Consider the following 16,953-nt stretch of genomic DNA (forward strand, 5'->3'; position numbering starts at 1 on the left):
CCGGGGAGAGCAGGCAGCGGGGAGACTCTGGCCCGGCCCTCGCGTATCGCGGGGCCCGCCCCCGGCTCGGTTCAGGCGCCCCAGCGCAGGGCGGGGGTGTTCACGGGCGCGTCCCACAGGGCGAGCATGTCGGCATCGGCCTTGCACACGGTGATGGAGACGCCCGCCATGTCCAGACTGGTCACGTAGTTGCCGACCAGGCTGCGGGCGATGGTCACGTTCTTCGCGGCGAGCGCGGAGGCCACTTCGTTGAACACCACGTACAGCTCGATGAGAGGGGTCGCGCCCAGGCCACTGGTACGACGTGATCACGCTGTCCGGCGCCCGCGTCGCCCTCGTCGTGGGCGACGTCGTCGGCCGCGGCCTGCACGCCGCCGCAACCATGGGCCGCCTGCGCACCGCCGTCCGCGCCTTCGCGGACATCGACCTGATGCCCGACGAACTGCTCACCCACCTCGACGACGTGGTCATCCGTCTCCAGAGGGAGGAGGCCCGCGAGGACGTCGAGATCAGCGCCACCTGCCTGTACGCGGTCTACGACCCCGCCACCCGCCTCTGCTCCCTCGCCAGCGCCGGGCACGTACCACCGGCCGTGGCGACTCCTTCGGCCGCTTCCAGGGCGGTCGACTTCCCGGATCTGCCGATCGGTCCGCCGCTGGGACTGGGCGGACTTCCGTTCGAGACGGCCCAGTGGGAACTGCCGGAGGGCAGTCTGCTCGCCCTCCACACCGACGGCCTCATCCAGGGCCGTGCGCGTGACGTCGGCGCCTCGCTGACGCTGCTGAGCGACGCCCTCGCACAGGCGTCACGGTCCTCGATGTCGCCGGACGAGGTCTGCGACCGGCTGCTGAGCACCTTGCTCCCGGGACGCCCCGCCGACGACGTGGCGCTCCTGGTCGCGCGCACCCGGGCACTCGACCCCAGCCACGTCGCCACGCTGCCCCTTCCCTCCGACCCGGCAGCCGTCTCCGGCGCCCGCCGCTTCACGACCGGGACACTGACCGCCTGGGGACTGGACGAGCTCTCCTTCGCCACGGAGCTGATGGTCAGCGAACTGGTGACGAAAGCGATCCGATACGGCAAGCCCCCCGTCCACCTGCGCCTCATCCTCGAATCCACCTTGACCTGCGAAGTCTTCGACGCCAGCAGCACCGCCCCCCACCTGCGGCGCGCCCGGACCTTCGACGAGGGCGGTCGCGGCCTGCTGCTGGTCGCCCAGCTCGCCGAGCGCTGGGGCACGCGGCACAGCCGTGAGGGCAAGGTCATCTGGGCGGAGCAGGCGCTCGCGTAGCCGCGCCTGTCGTCACCGGGCGCGACGCTGCTCGACATGCTGCGTACGCACGTCGACATCCGCCCCGACACCGAAGCGGTCGTCGAGTTCGGCGCGGACCGGCTCACGTACGCGCAGCTGTGGCGGAGCGCCACGCGGGGGTGGCCGGAGGGCTGGGGGCCCGCGGTGTGACACGCGGGGACCGGCCGGCCGTGCGGTACGCGGCGGGCACGGACTGAGCCCTCACCTTCTGAGGCACCGTGATGGCGGCATCGCCGTGGCGGTCAACACCCGGTCGGCGCGGCCGGAGAGTCAGCCGCGCCGCCCTGGCCCTTCGGAGACGTACGTCTCGAGATACGCGGTGACGAGGCGGCGCGCTTCGGCGATCGTGGCGTCGTCACCTGCGGGAGAGCGCCGGAACGCGATGTCGAAGAGCCGGCTGCCCACCTCGAAGGCGAGCAGCAGCGGCAGCAGCGGCGTGCCGGCGGGGATGAAGCCCCGCTCGACAAGGTGGCGCCAGAGCCGCTCCGCCTGCGCCTCGTCGAAGGCGCGCACCAGTTCGTCGAGCGTCTCATGGCGTCCCGCGAACCACAGTTCCGTGCAGCTCGGGTGCCGGCGGAAGTAGTCGAGGTGGAGGTCGATCATGACGTCGACGGCCTCGGGCAGCGTCTGCGCGCTCGGATGGTCCAGGGCAGCACCGATCAGCGTGTCGAGCTCGCTCAGGTGCTGCTTCAGGAGTTCGGCGTCGACCTGATGCCGGTCGGCGAAGTAGTGGTACATGGAGGCGGTCGGGATGCCCGCCCGTTCACCGATGGCCTTGAGCGTGGCGGCCTCGTAGCCCTGCTCGCCCAGCAGCGCCGCGGCGGCGTCGAGGATGGCGCGCCTGCGCTCCTTCCCGCGGCGCTATACCACGGTCGGGCGAGTCGACGGCTGGGTTGTCGGTTTCTTCTCGAACACGATTCGGGATCGCATCAGTGACGCTGCCGATTTCCACGCGACCTCGGCGTCGCCGGCCGCTCGGCGGTCCTGCTCGAAGCACGCGACAGGGTCGGCGGCCGGACCTGGACGGGCGAGGCCTTCGGCCACCGGCTGGACTTCGGCGGCACGTACGTGCACGGGACCCGGCCCCACACGGTGCTCGCGCCGCCCGGAACGTCGCCGCGGCGCCGGCCGGCGACCGCCACTGACCCACCGGCTTCCGCCGCGCTCCGCCCGACCCCGCCAGCCCCCCGTCCAGGAGAACCCATGACCGGCAGATTCGCGGGGCAGACCGCGATCATCACCGGTGTCAGTCGTGGCATCGGCCTCGTCATAGCCGAACGGCTCGTCGCCGACGGCGGCGAGGTCGTCGTCACCGGGCGGAGGCCGACGCTCTGGCCACGGCAGCTGGATCCCGCGGCGCACGCCGCTGGGCCACGCGCCCGCCACGGCCCACGCATGGGCCGTGAGTACGCGGTGATATCGGCGTGAGCAAGCCCGCCTGGGGGGCATCACCTGATGCGGACTGTGCGTACCTCGTCGGAGCACTGACCAGTGGGGCATGGGCACAGGAGACTGCCGGCGCACGGCGGAACGGCCTCAGTCGCCGGAGCGGGACCCGCAGCCGTCCACAGCGAGCGCAGAGCGGGCGCTCAGACCGTGCTCAGCCACCGTGGGGCGTGGCTCACGTTCTCCTGGGAGCGGTGGTGCCCGTGCGGCCGGTCGGCAAGGATTCTACGGATGAGTCCGAGTCGAAAGTGTGAGGAGTGCGGGAAAGAGCTGCCCGGCAAGGACCGGCGTACGGGAAGTGCGCCGCCGCAGGGCGGCCGGCCCGCCCGCTACTGTTCCGCCGCCTGCCGGCAGCGAGCCTTCCGCCGCCGCTCGGCACAGCACGGCACGGGCCGCACACAGCCGCGTGCCGCGGCCGGGACCCCGGCACCGGCTACGGCCGTGCCGGGCCGGGAACTGCCGCGCGCACTCGACTCCTTCGTCGGCCGTGGCCGCGAACTGTCCCGGCTGCGCGCCCTGATGAAGTCGGCTCGGCTGCTGACCCTCACCGGCCCCGGCGGAGTCGGCAAGACCCGCCTCGCGCTGGAATTCGCCGGGAGCATGCGCGGCGGCGCCGACGACCGGGCCCAGTTCGTCGAGCTGGAGTCGTTGCACGACGGCAACCAGCTGCCCCAGTCCGTCGCCACCGCACTCGGCCTGGGCGAACGCGGCGGCCGCAGCGGAGTGGACGTGCTCGCCCACACCCTGGGCGAACGCTCGATGCTGCTGATCCTGGACAACTGCGAGCACCTGGCCGAGCCGTGCGCACAGCTGGCCGCGGCCCTGCTGAGCCGGTGCCCCCGGCTGCGGATCCTCGCCACCAGCCGCGAGGTGTTGCGGGTCCCGGGCGAAGTGGTGTTCCGGGTCGGCGAACTGTCCCTGTCACCGCTCGCCGCCGAGGACGACCCGGCAGCCGTGCTGCAGGCCGACGCCGTACGGCTCTTCGTGGAGCGCGCCGCCGACCGCGTACCCGGATTCGCGCTGGACGCCGGCAACGCCCGTACGGTGGCGGAGATCTGCCGGCGTCTCGACGGTATGCCGCTGGCCATCGAGCTGGCGGCCCGCCGCACCGGAGCCCTTCCGCTGAGCGACATCCTGGCCGGTCTGGACGACCAGCTCGCGCTCCTGACGGACGGCAGCAGGACCGGGCCCCGCCGGCATCGCGAACTGGCCGCGGCAATCGACTGGAGCCATCGATTACTGGACCCGGAGGAGAAGACCCTCTTCCGCCGTCTCGCCGTCCTCGTCGGCGGATTCGACGCCGCCTGCGCGGCCGCGGTCTGCGCCGACGGCGAGGTGCCGCCGCGTGATGTGCTGCGCGTGCTGTGCGCCCTGGAGGCCAAGTCCTTGATCGTACGGCTGCCGGGTACCGAAGGACCCGCGAGATTCAGGCAGTTGAGCGCCATCCGCGCCTATGCGCTCGACCGGCTCGCCGACTCCGGCGAACTGCAGAGGACCTGGCAGCGGGCCCTGGACTGGCTGACCGGTCTGCTGGAGCCCACCGCCGGCCGGCTCTTCGCCGACCAGATCGGCGGAGCACCGGCGACGGAACGGGAGAACCTTGCGGCGGCAGTCTCCTACGCCACCGACCGCGACGGCAGGCCGCCTCTCGGACTGGCCCTCGCGCTGGCGCGGGTGCGCTTCCAGCAGGAGCAGCTGACGGCCGCCCGCGCCCTGCTGACCCAGGTGCTCGCGCAGGACGACGGCTCAGCGCACGGCGGTGCGGCACTGGCGCTCGCCGCACGCGCGGCCTGCCAGCAGCAGGACCCCGCGGCCGCGCTGCACTTCGCGGAGCAGGCGGTGGAGATCGAGCGGCGGCGCGACACCCCCACCGCACTCGCCAACGCCCTGGACGCCCGGGCCGCCGCCCTGGTGTGCGGCGGCGAGTTCGTCCGTGCCGTCGCCGACTTCGCGGAGTGCGTGGACATCGTCGCCACACTCGGCAGCCCCCGCGACACCGCGTCGTGCCGCCACCATCTGGCCTGGGCGCTGCTGCACATCGGCGAGGCGGCCGAGGCCGACGAGCTGATGGCGTCCTGCCTGCCGGTGCTGCGGGGACGGTCCTCCTGGGCCCAGTCGGCGGCCGCCCTGCACACGTCCGGTGCGATCCGGCTCGCCCTGGGCGATGCCGAAGCGGCCCAGGGCCTGTTCGCCGAGGCCCTGCGCACGGTACCCGGCGAGAGCTTCCACGCGCTGTATCCACTGGAGGGGCTTGCCGTCGTGGCGGCCGAGCGGGGTCAGATGAAGCGGTCACTGCGGCTGTTCGCGGCCGCCTCGCAGGCGCGCAGGCGGCTGGACACGGAGCCGGAGGCCGAGTGGCGACGGCAGGTCGAGTCGGCGACGGACCGAGCGGCGGCGGCGCTGACCCCGGCGGGACGGGACACCGCGGTGGCCCAGGGACGCGGGATGGGCTGGGAGCGGCTGATCGCGTACGCCCTGCGCGGCAACGGCGAAGGAGTGACGCCGGCCGCCCGTGAGGACAATGGGCGGTCCCCGCTCACAGGGCGGGAGATGACGGTGGCGGCGCTGGTCGCCGAGGGACTGACCAACCGCGAGATCGCCGCTCGTCTGGATCTGTCGGCGAGTACGGTCTCGACCCACCTCGACAACGTGCGGGACAAGCTGGGCATGCGCTCCCGCACGCGGATCGCGCTGTGGGTGGCCGGAAGGGAGAAGCGCCGGGCCGCCCCCGCGCACGATCCGCGCCGCGGCGAGGTTTCGTAACGCCGCCAAGCCGCCGGTCATCCGATCGATCCGCGCGCCCGCCGCAGCAACCAAGCTCACGTGGAACAGGGCATTCCAAGGGCCCGACGGCGTGGATCCGGGCCCTTCCCCCACGGAATGCCCTGCCTGGACAGTAATCCGGCAAGGAGACGCGATGCGGCACGACCACGATGCGGACGGCGAACACACGAGCTCGAGGCGGGCGTTCATCAGAACGACCTCGGTGGGCATGACCGCCGCCCTTGTGGCGACGAGTGCGGCCGGTGCCGCCCTGGCGGCACCGGTGAGCCCGGCGCAGGAGGCACGCGCGACGGGGCGCCCGCTCGCCGTCACGCCGGCCTGTGACGGTCACGAGACCCCGGCGGCGACGGAGGGCCCGCTCTTCAAGCCGCAGTCCCCCGAGCGGACGGACTTCATCACCCCCGCTGTCAGCGGTGTGCGGCTCGATCTGAGCGGCATCGTCTACGACACCGCCTGCAAGCCCCTGCCCGGGTCGCTCATCGAGTTCTGGCAGTGCGACCAGAACGGCGACTACGACACCGCCGGCTTCTCGCTGCGCGGACACCAGTACACCAACAGCAGGGGGGCGTTCCGGCTGCGCACGATCATCCCCCGGGACTATTGGGGCCGTTGGGGCACGCGAGCGCCCCACATCCACACGCAGGTCCAGGCCCCCGGGGGACCGGTGCTCGTCACCCAGCTGTACTTCCCCGACGACACTCAGGCGTACGGAAGGGACTTCGCCAGGCTCAACGCCTCGGACCGACTCCTCAACCGGGCCTGCACGATCACGCTGGCGGGCCCGCAGGGCGGCGGTTACACCGGCGCCTTCGACTTCGTCATCCAGACCACGGCCACGTAGCCGACCGCCGATCACTCAAGGAATTCCGCGATGAATACGAGCAAGTCATCCCGGCGCCTGTACCTCGGTCGGTCGCCGCTGGTGGCGGCGCTGGCCGCAGGCGCCATCGCGGCCGGGGGCCTGATCGCCGCCGGCTCGGGCTGGGCCGGACCCGCGCCCGCCGCCGAGGACGCGGCGGCCGCACCGGCACGGGTCGCCGGACAGTGGCAGTCGACCGAGGTCCCGGTCGCCAAGGGCGACATCACCGCCGTGGCCGCGCTCAGCGACAAGCAGGCCTGGTCCGTCGGCTACCGGCTGAAGAGCGACAGCGAGCTGGAGGCCCTGGCCCTGCACTGGGACGGCACGTCCTGGACGCAGCAGTCGACGCTGCCGGACGGCAGTTTCCCGCAGGCGCTGGCCGTACGGTCGGCCCGTGACATCTGGGCGGTCGGCGCGACGGCGGCCCACTGGGACGGCACCTCCTGGACCACGCGCAATCTCGACCGTGACCCCGCGGGCCGGTTGACACCCGACGCGGTGGTGACCACGTCCGACGGGAAGGCATGGACGGCCGGCCGCGCCGTGCCGCAGGGCATCAAGAACGGGGTCCCCGCCATCCAGGCGTGGGACGGCACGGCCTGGCGCCGGCAGACCCTGCCCGACGTCGGCAAGGGGGAACTCACCAGTCTCACCGCCGTCGCATCCGACGACATCTGGGCGGCGGGCACGTCCTTCGCCACCGACGGGGCAGCGGAGACGGCCCTGCTGCTGCACTGGGACGGCACCTCCTGGACGCGGGCCGCCGCACCCACCGCTGCCAAGGACGAGCACCGCTGGCTCAGCGGTATTACTGCGCTGGGTGCCGACGACGTATGGGCGGTGGGCGGTTCGGCGTCCAAGGACGGCGATCGCCCCTACGCGGTGCACTGGGACGGCAAGAGGTGGACCGACGTTGCCACACCCGAGATCGCCGACGGCCGGCTTCGAGCCGTCGGCAGGGCCGGGGACGGCACGCTGTGGGCGGTCGGCGGCAAGGGTGCCGTCTCAGTCGCCCTGCGCTTCGATGCGCAGCAGCGCCGCTGGGAGAAGGCAGCCGACCCCGGGGTGGTGGTGCGAGGGTTCACCACTGTGCCGAGCACCGCAGACCTGTGGACGGTGGGCATCGCCAAACAGGGAGACCTCGTCCCGGCGGTGACACGCTTCACTGGCTGACCGGCACCAGGAACCCTGGCCCGGACCGCACGCCACGGTCCGGGCCCCGTGCCCATGCGGACGGTCATGCGCGCTTGCGCTCCTGGAGCGAGGCCGGGTCGAAGCACGGTCGAGGATTCCGTGTGCCTTCGGGCCTCCTGGGCATCGCCGTATTGGGCTCGCTGCTCAGACCGCTACCAGCTCACCAGCCCGCCCGGGCAGGCCGATGTGGTGTCGGTTGCTGGTGCTGGCTCACCGCGCTGCGCGGGACAAGCAGGATCTGGCTGGGCGAGTGCGCGGGCTGTGGGTCGCGGCTCGGATGGCCACGGGTGCGGGGCGGCTGATAGGCGGTTCGACGACCGGCTCGGAGCGGCACCCGCGCCCGTACGCCGGGCCGGACCGCGCGAGATCAGCGGGCTGATCAAGTTGCGTGAGTCCATCGCAGCGGCGAACCGCCGGTCATGACGGGACTGGGTGACGGCATGCCGGCCGTACCTCGACGAAGAGCGCCGGTGGTTTGACCTTGACGCTGCGTCAACTCCTAGTAGTGCTTGGTCAGGTTGGTATCGCTGTGGGTATGTCGCGGTGACAGGTGGGGCAGGCGCCGGTCCAGACCGCGAGGAGTATCTGCATCTCGCGGACGACCTGGTAGAGGCTCAGGCCGGCGCCGTCTCTTTTGGGGTCCGGGCCAGTCGCTGGAGCGTGCAGAAGGCGTGGGCGGCGGAGACGAGGGTGACGTGGTGGTGCCAGCCGTTCCAGGTGCGGCCCTCGAAGTGGGCCAGGCCCAGGGCTTGCTTCATCTCGCGGTAGTCGTGCTCGATGCGCCAGCGGAGCTTGGCCAGCCGCACCAGCGTGGTGAGTGGAGTGTCGTCGGGCAGGTTGGAGAGCCAGAACTGCACCGGCTCCGGCTCGGCGGCGGGCCATTCGGCCAGCAGCCAGCACGCGGGCAACTCGGCTCCCCCGACGGCCTTGCGGATCTCGCGTCCGGCGGGCCTGATCCGCAGTGCCACGAACCGCGAGTACATCCGCTTGAACCCGCTGCGGCCGCTGCCTGGGCGGGAGCCCTCCCGCCACTGCACCGGCCGGGCCGCCTGCTTCCCCGCAGCGATGATCAGCTCCTTCACGCTCTTCGGCGCCTCGGGGTAAGCCGGCTGGGGCGGGCGCCCGCGACCACTGTGGGGCGGGATGTGAAGCGTCGCGTCGTGTGGGTGGGCAGTGACGGTGGTCGAGCTGCCCACTACGTAGTGCAGCCCGCGTTCCTCCAGGCCGAGCCGGAAGGCCGCAGTGTCCCCGTAGCCGCCGTCGGCCACGACCAGGGGCACATCGATGCCCCAGGACCGGGTCTCGTCGATCATGTCCAGGGCCAGCTGCCACTTCTCGACATGGCCCACATCCGGCGGGATGCCGCACCGCTCGCGACGGGCCACCTTGCCCGGGTCGGCCTGCGGCGAGGCGGGATCCCAGCTCTTGGGCAGGAACAAGCGCCAGTCGATTGCCGCCGAGGCGGTGTCCGAGGCCAGGTGCAAGGACACGCCCGCCTGGCAGTTGGTGACCTTGCCTGCGGTGCCGGTGTACTGCCGAGACACACAGGCCGAGGCGTCACCGTCCTTGAGGAAGCCTGTGTCATCGATGATCAGCGCGGTCGGGTTAATCGCTGGAGCCATCTTCCATGCGAGTCGGGCTCGGACATGCGCCGCCTCCCACGGGCTGGTGGTGATGAAGTGGGCCAGGGCCTGCCGGTTGCCGTCCTCACCCAGCCGGGCGGCCATCGGTTCCACCGATTTGCGCTGCCCGTCCAGCAGCAGTCCCCGCAGATAGACCCCGCCCCACCGACGCTGATCCGCCCGCGCGAACGGCTCGAACACATCCGCCGCGAAGTCCTCCAGACGGCACCGGACTTCATCCAACTCCTCAGGTGTCACACCCGGTCAACGACGCAGCCCCTCAACGGGACACGCCACCGACGAATGAACCTGACCAAGCACTACTAGCATCGGGGCCATGTCGATCACTGTTCTTGACACCTGCTCCGCCATGAGGCGGATCCTGCTGGCCCCGGTCGCGGACCGCGTCGACCTGCTGCGTTCGATGCTGGAGCCCACCAGGGGCATGTACCGCTACTACCCCGGCGAGGTCGACCTGGTGGCCATGCACCTCGAAGCGTCCGGGTTCCCCATCGACCGCGACGAGGAGCGTTGCCTCGACGCGCTCGAAACCCTGGCGGCGGCCGGAGCCTGGGAGCGGATGCAACGCGCCCTCGACGGAGCTCTCACCGTACTGCTGGAGGCGACGCCGGGGCTGGGGACCCCGGACATCACCGTGCTCTTCGTGCTCGGCGATCCGGGTGACGAGCACTTCATGGGTCCCTGCCGAGGAGTGACCGGGTTCGGCGGCATCTCGGGCCACATCGTGATCACGCTCTGGCCCTTCCCCGAGAACGTGGAGCGGCTGGAGGCCACCGCCGTGCACGAACTCCACCACAACCTGCGGTTCGGTCCGGGCGGTGTTGTGTGGGACCCGATGACCGTCACGGTCGGCGATCACATCGTCTCCGAGGGCCTGGCCGACGCCTTCGCCCGACAGCTCTACGGCAACGAGCTCGGCCCCACCCGCATCGGCGTGCCGCACCTGCACGACGACGAGATCTTCGGCAAGGTGCTCACCGGGCTCGACGTGACAGGCATGCAGAACTTCACTGCCTGGGTGCACGGCGACCCCAGCGCCGAGCGCTTCGGCCTCACCCCGGTGGGACTGCCGATGGGCGCCGGGTACGCCGCGGGCAACAGGCTGGTCGACGCCTACCTGGCGGCGACCGGGCAGACGGCGGCGCAGGCCCTGCACGCCGACAGCTCGCAGATCATCGCCGCCACGCTCCGCCGCGGGTGACACTGAAACGATGGAGTGGACGATCCAGGAACTCGCGACGAGGGCCGGCATCACCAGCCGCACCCTGCGTCACTACGACCGCGTCGGGCTCTTGGCCCCGTCCCGTGTCGGCGCGAACGGGTACCGCTACTACGACCCGGGCGCGGTCGCCCGGCTCCAGCGGATCCTGCTCATGCGCCGGCTCGGCATGGGCTTGTCGGCCATCGCCGAGGTCCTGGCCGACGAGGTGGACACGTGCGACGGGCTCCGCGCCCACATCGCCGCACTGGAAGAGGAACGCGACCGCATCGAACGGCAGATCCGGTCTGTGCGTCACACGCTCGAGGCTCTGCAGGCGGGGGCGGAACCGCGGATGGACGTGATGTTGGCGGGGTTCAACGACCGCTACAAGGACGAGGTGACCGCACGCTGGGGCGAGCGCGCGTTCCAAGTGAGCAACGACTGGTGGCACGGCAAGACCCTTGACCAGCAGCGGGCCTGGAAGCAGGCCACCGAAGACCTCGTCGCCGCATGGGTCGCCGCGGTGAAGGCCGGGGATTCCCCGACTTCGGAACACGCTCAGTCACTGGCCGCCCGGCACGTCCAGTGGCTGAGCCAGATCCCGGGTACCCCCACGGCCGAGGGCGACCGGGAGCGCTCGATCGAGATGGTGAAAGGCCTGGGGGACATGTACGTCGACGACCCCCGCTTCGCCGGCATGTACGACGACGCCGCGGGGGCGACGTTCGTCCGCGACGCACTGCAAGCGTACGCGCGGACCCGGATGTAGCTGTGCGGAGTCGGTACGGCCCAGCGTGATCCGGTCCATGGAGTCGGAGCCGTGCAGATGGTGATACGGCTCGGCTACGGCCACCCAGGCCATGCAACACTCCGGCGCCCCATGTGGGAGGTACCCGGCATCGGCGTCTGACCGAACGCATGCGCCCCCACCTCTTCGGCTCCATCACCCGCCCCGGCGCGGGGAGTCCGGCCCTCGGCCCCCTGAATCAGGGGGAGCCGAGGGACCGGAAGGGGCCTTCTTCCGGGTCCGGATGCTGACCTGCCGGTCAGCATCCGGACCGTCGGGGCGGCTCAGCCGTTGGGCAGGCTGTAGGTCTTCGCCGCGGGGACCTCGTGGGCCGGTTCGACGTTCACGAGGCCGCCGAGGGCCGTCTTCGCCGGCTTGTGGATGAAGGACTGGTACGTCGCGGGCTTGGCGCGGTCCGAGAAGTTCAGGGGCACGCCGAGCACCGTGAGCTTGGACTGCTTGCGGTGGGCCGCCGCTATGCCCTCGCGGGTCAGGTCCTTCGCCTTGCAGGCCGCCTTCAGGTCTTCGGCGAGGACACTGATCGCGTACCAGCCGCTGACCACACCGGCGTCGAGCAGATCCTTCGGGTACTTCGCCTTGTAGTCGTCGGCGAGCTTCTTCATCGCGGGGTTGTCGGCGCTGAACGCCGGGGCGGGGCTCACCACGTGGAGCATCTTCTCCAGGGCGGGTCCGACCGGGGTCGCCATCAGCTGCGGGGCGAAGCCCGGCGAGTTGGTGAGGACCGGGACGGCGAAGCCCGCAGCGGCCGCGGTGCCGACCAGGGCGGCCGTCTGGCGCGGGCCGGCGCTGATCAGAATCGCCTTGACGCCGGCCTGCTTGAGCGCGGTGACCTGGGCGGTCAGGTCCTGGTCGGTGGGCTTGATCTTCTGCCCGACGACCTTCAGCTTCGCCTTCTTCGCCGCGTGGGTGGCACCGGCGAGCGCGTTCTCGCCGTACTCACCCTCGAAGTAGACGTGGCCGATCTTGTCGCCCGCCTTCAGCTTGGCCGTGCGGACCACGAAGTCGACGCCATTGATCATGTCGACGTCGTAGGTGGAGCCCACCACCTGGACGTACTCGCGGCCCAGCAGGGTGGAGGCCCAGGCCATCGGGAACGTGAGCACGTGCTTGGACTCCAGCTCCTGTTCGAGCGAGGACACCACGGGAGAGCCGACCATCTGGGACACCGCGGCCACGTTCGGCTCGGTCTCCGTGAACGCGGACACGGCCTTCTGCACGTCGTAGCCGTGGTCCTTGACCGTGATCTTGACGGTCCGGCCGCAGATGCCGCCGGAGGCGTTGAGCTGGTCGGCGTACAGTTGCTGGGCGTTGACGATGCTCTTGCCGAGAGAGGCGTACGGGCCCGTGAGGTCGGTCAGCGCGCCCAGGGTGATGGTCTTCTCCGTCACTCCGGGGCCGGTCTTGATGCCGTCGCTGCCGGCGTTGTTCGCGTCGGTACCGCTCTTGGTGCTGCAGGCCGTGGCGCTCAGGGCGAGTGCGGCGATGACGGCTGCGGCCGGGGCAAGTCGGGTGTGTCTCACGGGGTGTGCTCCTTCGGGGTGGTGCGGGTGCGGAGAGGGAAACGCCGGGTGCGGGGGGAGTCGTCGCCCTTGCGGCGCGGCCGTCTGTGGGCCAGTCCGGCCAGGCCGCCGGGGGCGAAGATCAGGACGAGGACGATCGCGGTGCCGTAGAGGTAGCGGGCCGCGTCGCCCGGGGACACGCCCGATCCCGTGGTGCCGGGAGCGGTGAGCAGGGGCAGGTCGTCGGCGTACTTGGTGAGCAGGTGCGGGATCAGGGCGACGAAGACCGCGCCGCAGGCCGCGCCGCCGACCGAGCCGAGGCCGCCGATGACGATCATCGCGAGGTAGTCGATGGACAGCAGGAGCCCGAAGTGGTCGGGGACGACGCGCTTGAACACCAGGGCCAGCAGAGCACCCGCGGCGCCCGCGTACATCGAGGAGATGATGAACGCCGAGGCGCGGTAGCGGGTGAGATGGACTCCCATGACGGCCGCGGCGACCTCGCTGTCGCGTACGGCGCCGAGTGCGCGGCCGGGGCGCCCGCGCAGGAGGTTGTGCGCGGCGAGCCAGGCCACGGCGACCAGGGCCAGGCCGACGTACCACAGGCGCTCCAGCCCGCCGAAGGGGACGCCGATGACGGTGAGACCGTCGGGTGAGGTGTCGGTGAAGGAGAAGCCGAGGATGTCCAGCGGCGGTACGGAGCGGCCGTTGAACCCGCCGGTGATATGCGGGGCGTTGAGCATCATGTGGTGGCCCAGGAAGACCAGGGCGAGGGTGGCGATGCCCAGGTACATGCCGCGCAGCCGGCCGGAGATGGGGCTGAACAGGCCGCCCACCGCACCGGCGAGGATGGTGGCCAGCCCGAAGGCGAGCACGGGCGGGAGCCCGAGACCGTACAGGCTGCTGGAGCCGGTGCCGGACGGCTCGGACGCCAGCCACACATAGCCGTACGCGCCGACGGCGAGGAAGAAGGCGTGGCCGAGGGAGAGTTGTCCGGTCGTCCCGGAGAGCAGGTTCAGCCCGATGGCGCCGATGACGGCGGCCATGGCGAACAGGCCCGTCTGGAGCCAGAACGAGGTGACGTAGAAGGGCAGGGCCAGCAGGACCAGCACGCCTGCGGCGAGGGTGGCCGCACGCCGCCCGCGCGGGGAGACCTTGCCGGACCACCTGCCGGAGGCGGACGGGGAATCGGGGGGCGCCGCGGCGGAGGCCGTCACGGTGTCCGTGGTTTCGGTGATGGCGGGGGTTTCGGTGATGGCGGGGGTGTCAGACACGGGTCAGCTCCTTCGATCCGAAGAGACCGGTGGGCCTGACCAGGAGCACGAGCACCATCACGAGGTAGGGGGCCACATCGGAGAATCCGGCACCCAGGACGCTCAGTTCGTTCTGGTAGCCGGCGGCCATCGCCGCCGTGAGGCCGATCACCAGGCTTCCGACGAGAGCGCCGACGGCCGAGTCCATGCCGCCGAGGATCGCCGCAGGGAAGGCACTCAGGGCTATCTGACTGGTCGTGCGGTCGAGTCCCGGTGCGGGGAAGGCGGCGAGGAACACGGCGGCGATGGCGGCCAGTGCCCCGGCGATGCACCAGGCGATGAGGCGTACGCGGTCCAGCCGTATCCCCATCAGCGCCGCGGCTTCCGGGTCGGCGGCCGCGGACCGCATGGACAGGCCCCAGCGGGACCAACGGAAGGCGGCGAAGAAGGCGGCGATGACGACGACCGCGACGACGATGCTCGCCATCCGCGCGTCGGCGACGGTGATACTGCCGAGCCGGGTCACATGGGCGCCCCAGGGGTCGCCCATGGTGAGGTAGTCGGCGCCGACCTGCCGGTTGAGTTCGGTGCTGAGCAGGACGTCCACGCCGATGGTGAGGATCGTCAGCGTGTGGATCTCCGCGCCGCGCAGGCCGCGGGTGGCCAGAAGCTGCACCAGGCCGGCCAGTGCCGCGGCGAGCGCGGCGCCGACGAGCACGGCGGGGATGAACCCGATGGCGTCGTTGAGGCGGGCCGTGACGTAGCCGCCGAAGAGCAGCAGGGAGCCGTGCGCGAAGTTCATGACGCCGGACGCCTTGAAGATCACGACGAAGCCCAGGGCTATCAGCGCGTAGACGGAGCCGAGCGCGAGTCCGTTGAGGACGGTTTCAGTGAGCTTGATCATGATTCTTCCTCCGAGTCGCGCTCGGTGTCCTTGGCGGGGTCCGAGGCGGCGGGCGTGGCAGGTTCCGGGTCCGGCTCGGTGTCCGGTTCGGTCTCCTCCACCGGCTCGGGTGCCGCGATGGGCTCTGGATCGGGTGCCGGACCGGGTTCTGGTTCGCGTGTCGGGCCGGGCTCTGGACCCGGCTCTGCTTCCTGGACCGGGGTGCCGAGATACGCGCTGATGACCGCCGGGTCGTTCTGGATGCGCTCGGGCGGTCCGTCCGCGATGAGCCGGCCGAAGTCGAGCACCGTCACCGAGTCGGCGATCCGCATGATCAGGCCCATGTCGTGCTCGACGATGAGGATCGAGATGTTCAGGGCGTCACGGACCCGGGCGATCGTCTCGGCCATCGCCGAGCGCTCGGTCGGGTGCATGCCGGCGACGGGCTCGTCGAGCAGCAGCAACTGCGGCTCCATGCACAGCGCGCGCGCCATTTCCACCCGCTTGCGGTCGCCGTACGCAAGCCCGCCGACCGGCTTGTCGAACGCGTGGCCGAGCCCCAGGAAGTCGGCGATCTCAGCCGCCCGCTCCCGGTGGCGGCGCTGCTCGCGCACGGTGTGCGGCAGCCGCAGCGCGCTCGCCGTGAAGCCCGCCCGGGTCAGCCGGTGACGGCCGAGCATGAGGTTGTCGGCGACGGTCCCGTGGGTGAGCACGATGTTCTGGAAGGTGCGGGCGACGCCGAGCTGCGCGATGCGGTGGGGTGCGAGGCGGGTGAGGTCCTTGCCCGCGTACCGGACGCTTCCGGCGGTGGCTCGGTAGACGCCGGAGATGACGTTGAAGCAGGTGGACTTGCCGGCGCCGTTGGGGCCGATGAGGGCGTGGATCGTGCCGGGCGGGACCGTGAAGGACAGGTCGTCGAGGGCGACGAGGCCGGAGAAGCGCACGGTCAGGTTCTCGACCGTGAGGGCCGGGACCGGGTCGGGCCCCGTGTCCGGTCCGGGGGCCGTGGCGGCCTCGGGGGTGGTGGCCGTCGCGTCGATGCTCATCCGTTCCACCTGCCAAGCTCGGTCAGTCCCGGTCCGGTCACGGACGGAGTGCTCGCGGGCATCGCGTACCGCGCGTCGGCGTCGGGCGCGCCGCAGCCGGTCTCGTAGCTCTCGCCCAGATACAGCCGCCGCACCTCGTCCGCCGCGGCGAGATCGGCCGAGGCCCCCTCCAGCCGCACCTGGCCCACGTCCAGCACCGACGCGCGGTCGGACAGTTCCAGCGCCATGGCGGCGTTCTGCTCGACGAGCAGGATCGAGGTCCCCTGGGCGTTGATCTCGCGGATGATCTCCGCGATGCGCCGGACCATCAGCGGCGCGAGGCCCAGCGAGGGCTCGTCGAGGAGCAGCAGGCTCGGCCCGGCCATCAGCGCGCGGCCCATCGCGAGCATCTGCTGCTCTCCGCCGGACATCAGCCCGGCAGCCTGCCGCCGGCGTTCGGCCAGTACCGGGAACTGCGTGAAGACACGCTCGCGCGCGGCTCGCAGCTCGGCGCGCGAGCGGCGTGCCGACCCGAGGAACCCGGCCCTGAGGTTGTCCTCCACGGACAGGGCGCCGAAGATCCGCCGCCCCTCGGGCACCTGCACCACCCCGGCGGCGACGGCCCGCGCGGCGTCGCCGCTCAGCCGTACGCCGTCGAAGTGCACGGTGCCGCTGTCGACCGTTCCGCGGTGCAGCGCGAGGGTCCCGGAGACCGCCCGGAGCAGTGTGGACTTGCCCGCGCCGTTGGAGCCGAGCACGGCGACAATCCGGCCCTGCGGGACGGTCAGCGACACACCGTGGAGCGCCTGCACGGACTGTCCGTAGCTGACGTGCAGATCGTTGACCCGGAGGGTCCCGGCCTCGGTCTCTGGTGGGCTCATCAGGGCGTTCTCCTTGCTCCTCGCCGAGCGGGCGTCGGCCGGGAGCGCTACGAGAACACGGCGGGGGCAGGGCGTCCATGGACTGGGAACGAGTCGCTGTCAGTTCCCAGCCGGCGCGCGGCCCGCTTGTGAGGGGGAACAATCCGTACCTCCTCCTGTGCGTGG

The 16,953-nt window shown here is 71.5% G+C and carries 14 protein-coding genes and 3 pseudogenes; 9 read left to right on the top strand and 8 right to left on the bottom strand.

What is annotated here, in order from left to right; all coding sequences use genetic code 11:
* Positions 1-71 precede the first annotated feature (71 nt).
* Positions 72-296, bottom strand: a pseudogene (locus QFZ82_RS06560) (dihydroxyacetone kinase subunit DhaK); the annotation flags it as partial.
* Here QFZ82_RS06560 and QFZ82_RS06565 point away from each other — a divergent pair.
* Together QFZ82_RS06565 and QFZ82_RS06570 are read left to right on the top strand one after the other, a co-directional pair.
* A pseudogene (locus tag QFZ82_RS06565) lies at positions 290-1,291 on the top strand (SpoIIE family protein phosphatase); the annotation flags it as partial. The pseudogenes QFZ82_RS06560 and QFZ82_RS06565 sit on opposite strands and share 7 nt — an antisense overlap.
* Before the next feature lie 36 nt (positions 1,292-1,327).
* Positions 1,328-1,462: a hypothetical protein gene (locus QFZ82_RS06570; RefSeq protein WP_307712230.1), complete on the top strand. Its 135-nt coding sequence runs from the start codon at positions 1,328-1,330 to the stop codon at positions 1,460-1,462.
* Positions 1,463-1,582: 120 nt separating this feature from the next.
* Here QFZ82_RS06570 and QFZ82_RS06575 read toward each other — a convergent pair whose 3' ends face one another.
* On the bottom strand, positions 1,583-2,146 hold the full coding sequence (locus QFZ82_RS06575) for a TetR/AcrR family transcriptional regulator (protein WP_307717643.1): 564 nt from the start codon (positions 2,144-2,146) through the stop codon (positions 1,583-1,585).
* Between the two features lie 135 nt (positions 2,147-2,281).
* On the opposite strand from QFZ82_RS06575, the pseudogene QFZ82_RS06580 reads away from it, so the two are divergent.
* The 5 genes and pseudogenes from QFZ82_RS06580 to QFZ82_RS06600 all read left to right on the top strand — a co-directional run.
* Positions 2,282-2,389: pseudogene (locus QFZ82_RS06580) on the top strand (FAD-dependent oxidoreductase); the annotation flags it as partial.
* Between the two features lie 126 nt (positions 2,390-2,515).
* A complete protein-coding gene (locus tag QFZ82_RS06585) occupies positions 2,516-2,740 on the top strand; it encodes an SDR family NAD(P)-dependent oxidoreductase (RefSeq protein ID WP_307712231.1) in 225 nt (74 codons plus the stop codon).
* A 249-nt stretch (positions 2,741-2,989) separates the two neighbouring features.
* Positions 2,990-5,521 carry a LuxR C-terminal-related transcriptional regulator gene (locus tag QFZ82_RS06590; RefSeq protein WP_307712232.1) on the top strand — a complete coding sequence of 844 codons (2,532 nt, stop codon included), beginning with the start codon at positions 2,990-2,992 and terminating at the stop codon, positions 5,519-5,521.
* Between the two features lie 154 nt (positions 5,522-5,675).
* Complete coding sequence (locus tag QFZ82_RS06595; protein ID WP_307712233.1) at positions 5,676-6,383, top strand: dioxygenase; 708 nt, start codon at positions 5,676-5,678, stop codon at positions 6,381-6,383.
* 30 nt (positions 6,384-6,413) lie between these two features.
* Complete coding sequence (locus tag QFZ82_RS06600; RefSeq protein WP_307712234.1) at positions 6,414-7,574, top strand: hypothetical protein; 1,161 nt, start codon at positions 6,414-6,416, stop codon at positions 7,572-7,574.
* A 635-nt stretch (positions 7,575-8,209) separates the two neighbouring features.
* Here QFZ82_RS06600 and QFZ82_RS06605 read toward each other — a convergent pair.
* Entirely contained in the window at positions 8,210-9,475 is a 1,266-nt protein-coding gene (locus QFZ82_RS06605) for an IS701 family transposase (RefSeq protein WP_307712235.1), read from the bottom strand.
* Positions 9,476-9,554: 79 nt separating this feature from the next.
* Between QFZ82_RS06605 and QFZ82_RS06610 the strand changes: the two genes are divergently transcribed.
* Positions 9,555-10,439, top strand: a complete 885-nt coding sequence (locus QFZ82_RS06610) for a DUF2268 domain-containing protein (protein ID WP_307712236.1) — start codon at positions 9,555-9,557, stop codon at positions 10,437-10,439.
* Positions 10,440-10,449: 10 nt separating this feature from the next.
* On the top strand, positions 10,450-11,208 hold the full coding sequence (locus QFZ82_RS06615; RefSeq protein WP_307712237.1) for a MerR family transcriptional regulator: 759 nt from the start codon (positions 10,450-10,452) through the stop codon (positions 11,206-11,208).
* 302 nt (positions 11,209-11,510) lie between these two features.
* Here the strand turns inward: QFZ82_RS06615 and QFZ82_RS06625 are convergent, their stop codons facing one another.
* Genes QFZ82_RS06625 through QFZ82_RS06645 form a run of 5 tightly spaced genes read right to left on the bottom strand, consistent with a single transcriptional unit; the run spans position 11,511 to position 16,788 of the window.
* The gene (locus QFZ82_RS06625) at positions 11,511-12,767 is read right to left on the bottom strand and encodes an ABC transporter substrate-binding protein (RefSeq protein WP_307712238.1); all 1,257 of its coding nucleotides are present in this window, start codon (positions 12,765-12,767) and stop codon (positions 11,511-11,513) included.
* Entirely contained in the window at positions 12,764-14,020 is a 1,257-nt protein-coding gene (locus tag QFZ82_RS06630) for a branched-chain amino acid ABC transporter permease (RefSeq protein ID WP_373429243.1), read from the bottom strand. The genes QFZ82_RS06625 and QFZ82_RS06630 overlap by 4 nt, the downstream gene beginning before the upstream one ends.
* Positions 14,013-14,903: a branched-chain amino acid ABC transporter permease gene (locus QFZ82_RS06635; RefSeq protein ID WP_307712239.1), complete on the bottom strand. Its 891-nt coding sequence runs from the start codon at positions 14,901-14,903 to the stop codon at positions 14,013-14,015. The genes QFZ82_RS06630 and QFZ82_RS06635 overlap by 8 nt, the downstream gene beginning before the upstream one ends.
* Positions 14,900-15,928 carry an ABC transporter ATP-binding protein gene (locus tag QFZ82_RS06640; protein WP_307712240.1) on the bottom strand — a complete coding sequence of 343 codons (1,029 nt, stop codon included), beginning with the start codon at positions 15,926-15,928 and terminating at the stop codon, positions 14,900-14,902. Before QFZ82_RS06640 ends, QFZ82_RS06635 begins: the two co-directional genes overlap by 4 nt.
* Positions 15,925-16,788, bottom strand: a complete 864-nt coding sequence (locus QFZ82_RS06645; protein WP_307712241.1) for an ABC transporter ATP-binding protein — start codon at positions 16,786-16,788, stop codon at positions 15,925-15,927. The genes QFZ82_RS06640 and QFZ82_RS06645 overlap by 4 nt, the downstream gene beginning before the upstream one ends.
* Between the last annotated feature and the right edge of the window lie 165 nt (positions 16,789-16,953).

This window comes from Streptomyces sp. V4I23 (assembly GCF_030817975.1).
Classification (GTDB): domain Bacteria; phylum Actinomycetota; class Actinomycetes; order Streptomycetales; family Streptomycetaceae; genus Streptomyces.